Genomic DNA, 4,170 nt, shown 5'->3' with positions numbered 1-4,170 from the left:
GGGGAACCCTCCCCCCCCCCCCCCCCCCCCCCCCCGTCCCCCCCCCCCCCCCCCCTCCCCCCCCCCCCCCCCCCCTGGGCCGGGTCACGGCAGGTCGAGCACCTGGGCCCGGCGGTCCGCCGGGTTGAAGTGGTACAGCAGCAGGAGCCGGGAGCCGTCGCCGGGCGCGCGGTGCACGTCGAGCAGGGTGCCGGGGCCCGCCGGGGTGACCATCACGGCCGGACCGGTGAGGCCGGCCCGCACGGTGAGGGCCGGGTGCAGGACGTCCAGCGCGACGGTCGGGCGGGTGCCGCGCAGGCCGATCGAGGAGAAGGAGTCGGCCGGGTCGGGCGTGCCGGGAGCGGCCACGCCGGTCCAGACCCCGTACCGGACGGTGCTGTGCCCGGGCCCGACGCCGGGCAGGGCGCTCAGCCGGACCGGGAGCACCACCACGTCGCTGTCCAGCAGTTCGGTGTCGGTGTCGCCCCAGCGCGCGTTCAGCGGCTGGACGTCGAGTTCGGCGCCGGTGCGGGCGTCCAGCGCCCGGGAGACCAGGACGTCGCTGCCGCGCAGCCGGTCGGCCTTGAGGACCACGTCGGTGACACCGTCCCCGTCGGTGTCCAGCGACACCCGCACCCCGTACAGCCCGACCGGGGTCGCCGCCGGGGCCCACAGCCGGGCACCCACGTAGAGCAGTTCGGCGTCGGCGGCCGCGCCGACGGCCCGCAGGTCGGCGACCCGGTCGCCGGGGTGTTCGACGCAGGGTTCCTGGGACGCTTCGGCCGACTCCCCGGTGTCCTCGGGCCGGATGCCCGCGCCGGGGCCGACGGCCTTGCCGTCGCCGGGCCGGCAGTCCGGCCAGCGGGCACCCTCGCCGCCGAGGGCGAAGGCGCTGACCAGTCCGGGGGCCGCGCCGGGCGCGGCCCGGCCGCCGAGGGTGACCAGGGTGCCGTCCCGGGCGGTCCGGGCGGAGGCGGCGACGCCGAGGTCGCCGGTGGGGCGCGGGGCGGCGAACACCGGGACCCTCAGCTGCGGCAGGGCCCGGTCGGTGACCGGCCTGAACAGCACCCGGCCGGACAGCTCGCCCCGGTAGCTGCGGGCCCGGCCGCCCTGCTCGGTGTCGATGGTCGGATCGGGCACGCGCCCCAGCCGCCCCGGGACGGACAGCGTGACCCGCACCCGCGCGGTGCCGCCGGCCGGCACCTCCACCTGTCCCGGGCTCACCTCGAAGGCGGCGCCCGGCAGTTCGGTGGCGGCCGCGTAGCCGGTGCGGTAACTCAGCGGCGCGGACGAGTGGTTGGCGAGCTCGATCTCACGGACCAGGGCGGTCGGCCCGCCGACCTCGACCGGCCCGTAGGAGACCCCGACGCCGCCCGGCGCCGCGCCCTCCCCCGCCGCGTAGGCCACCACCGGGGTGCGGACCGCCCCGTCGACCCGGGCCCGCCCGGCGCCGGTGCGCTCGGGCCCGTAGACCGGCCCGCTGTGGTCGTCGCCGAGGTAGGTGTCCGTGCCGGTGTTCATCAGGGCGGCCTTGACCTGCTCGACCGGCCAGTCCGGGTGGGCGGCGCGGACCAGCGCGGCCAGTCCGGCGACGTGCGGGGTGGCCATCGAGGTGCCGTTCTCGCGCTGGCCGCCGGTGCCGCTGCCGACCAGGGCGGACCAGATGGTCTCCCCGGGGGCGGCGAGGTCGGGCTTGACCACACCGGGCAGGCCGATGCCCCGGGAGGTGAAGTCGGTGAGGGTGTCGACCCGGGCCGGCTGGTTCCGCGCGACCGAGCCGTGCAGCGGGTTGCCGGGAGCGGCGAGCCGCACCTGGACGTCCCCGTCGGCGGCGGCCTTCAACAGCCGTTCGCCGTCCGCGCGGCCGAGCAGGACGGCCGGGATCCGGTCGTCGCCGGAGATCTCGGCCAGGTGGTCGGTGTCGGCGGCGTAGAGCGCGCCGATCGCCCCGGCGTCGGCGGCGTGGTCGGCCCGCGGGCCGGAGTTGCAGGCCCGGTCCGGGTCGCGGGTGTTCCAGGTGAGCACCGCGATCCGGCCCTTGAGGCGCTGCTTGTCGGCCTCGCTGAACTCGGTGCAGCCGTCCGCCTGGTCGGCGGGCACGGCGAGCCCGCCGGTCACCTCGGCGGTGGTCCAGCCCCGGTAGCGCTCGCTCCAGTGGCCGGGGACGACCCCGGCCTGCGCGGCGGGGGCGAGCACGGTGATGCCGTCCACATCGGCGTGCCCGTGCACGGAGGCGGCCACGGTGATCGCCCGCACGGCCGTGCCGGGGCTGCCGCCGATGCCGTACACGTCGCCCTCGTTGCCGGCCGCCGCGACCACCACGGTGCCCAGTTCGGCGAGCCGGTCGACGGCCAGCGCGTCGGCGTCGTCGGGGCTGCCGAAGCGGCTGCCGAGGGAGAGGTTGACCACGTCGAGCCGGTCGCCGAGGTCGCCGTCGCCGTTCGGGTCGGCGGCCAGGTCGAGGGCCTGGGCGAGCCGGTCGGTGGAGCCGTCGCAGCCGAACACCCGGATCGCGTACAGCTGCGCGCCGGGGGCGGCGCCGGGGCCGATCCGGAACGAGGCCGGGTCGAGCCCGGGCCGGTAGGGGCCGGCGTACGGGCGGCCGTCGGCGGTGACGCCGTACCCGGCGGCCGTCCCGGCGACGTGGGTGCCGTGCCCGTTGCGCACGCAGTCCAGCGGGTTGTCGCTGGGGTGCGGCACCGGCTGGTGGTTGGGGGCCGCCGGGTCGGGGTTGTAGTCGTCGCCGACCAGGTCCTTGCCGCCGACCACCTTGGCGTTGGGGAACAGCGCGGCCGGGGCGGGCTTGCCGCGCTCGACGGAGCGGAAGGCCTCCTCGGTGCCGGGGCCGCCGAAGTCGGCGTGGGTGTAGTCGATGCCGCTGTCGATGATGCCGATCCGCACGCCCCGGCCGGTGTTCCCGTCCGGCGCGGTGTCCCCGGACCAGACCTGCGGGGCGCCGGTCAGCGGGACGGAGTAGGCGTTGTCGCGCTGCTTGTTCACGATCGGGTGGACGGCCCGGACGCCGGGCAGCGCCCGCAGGGCGGGCAGCCGGTCGGCGGGGAGGCTGACCGCCAGGCCGGTGAGCAGGGTGCGGGTGCGGTAGAGCTCGCGGGCGGCGGGTGCCGACCGGTGGACGGCCCCGGCGAGCCGGTCGAGCGCGTCCCCGGCCCGGGAGCGCTGGGCGGCGCCCGCCCGGGCGGCCTCCCGGCGGACGGCGTCCGGCGAGCGCCGGGCCCGCCGGGCGCCGTCGGCGGCGCTGCGCCAGGCCGGTCCGGCCGCCTCGGTGTCGAGTTCGAGCAGGACGGAGGCCGTCCGGCCCGGCGGTCCCGCGCTGGGCGGTCCGGCGCTGGGCGGTCCGCCCGCGGCCGGGGTGGCGGCGAGCGCCGCGCCGGTGGCCAGCAGGACGAGCGTGAGGCCGATCCGGGCGACCGGTCGGCGGACGGGTGGCAGACGCACTGGTGACTCTCCCCCGGGAGGGGGACTGATCCGCACACCGTGTCGCAGACGCCCGCCCGCGCGGACGTCGATCACCCTTCCGGGGGCTCCAAATTAGGATGATCGCGATGACGGGGGCGAGTGACTTCCCTCGAACGGGTCCCGTTCGCACCCGATGGGGTGACGCGGCGTCAGCCCGGTCGGCCCAGTAGTCCGATCAACGCCGATCGACGGCGATCAACGCCGCTCGACGGCGCCGGCCGGCCCCGGCCGCGCTCAGTGCCCGGTGGCGCCGCCGTTGTCCCGGCGGTCCAGCGAGCGCTGCAGCGCGGCGGCGGCGAAGGGGTTCCGCTCGGCGGCCCGGCGGCGGCGCGGGGCGCGGACGGGGGTGGCGGCGGGGGCGGTGGTGGCGTGGCGGTCGGCGGTGGTGGGCATACCGGGCTCCTTGGAAGCGGCGCGCGGGAAAGCGCGGCAGGGGGTGGGAGGGGTACGCGCGGGGGCAGGGATCGCCTGCCCGTGGGGGCGCACGCGCACACGGGCCGCACACCCTGGCTACAGGGGCGGCACACCGTATGGCTCTTCCACGGTACGACCCCGCCCCGGCCGTGTCTGCACGAATACTCGGATTTCCTAGTATCTGAGACGGCGGCCACCCGGGGGGACGCAGCAGGGCCCGGGGGGGGGGGGGGGGGGGGGGGGGGGGGGGGGGGGGGGGGGGGGGGGGGGGGGGGGGGGGGGGGGGAGAGAGAAAGGGGA

2 protein-coding genes are annotated in these 4,170 nt (G+C 78.3%); both read right to left on the bottom strand.

The annotated features are described in order from the left end of the window. Window positions 1-84: 84 nt before the first annotated feature. The gene (locus tag ACZ4W5_RS16605) at window positions 85-3,435 is read right to left on the bottom strand and encodes a S8 family serine peptidase (RefSeq protein ID WP_465655127.1); all 3,351 of its coding nucleotides are present in this window, start codon (window positions 3,433-3,435) and stop codon (window positions 85-87) included. A gap of 255 nt (window positions 3,436-3,690) precedes the next feature. Beyond that, the gene (locus ACZ4W5_RS16600) at window positions 3,691-3,849 is read right to left on the bottom strand and encodes a hypothetical protein (protein WP_360233010.1); all 159 of its coding nucleotides are present in this window, start codon (window positions 3,847-3,849) and stop codon (window positions 3,691-3,693) included. Window positions 3,850-4,170: the final 321 nt, after the last annotated feature.

Source organism: Kitasatospora sp. NPDC029367 (assembly GCF_055569135.1).
The sequence above is the reverse complement of the archived record's forward strand: the minus strand, read 5'-3'. Positions and strand labels throughout refer to the sequence as shown.

Bases quoted from the DNA above. Each gene is read 5' to 3' on its own strand.
- ACZ4W5_RS16600 (WP_360233010.1), bottom strand. From the start codon at position 3,849: ATGCCCACCACCGCCGACCGCCACGCCACCACCGCCCCCGCCGCCACC.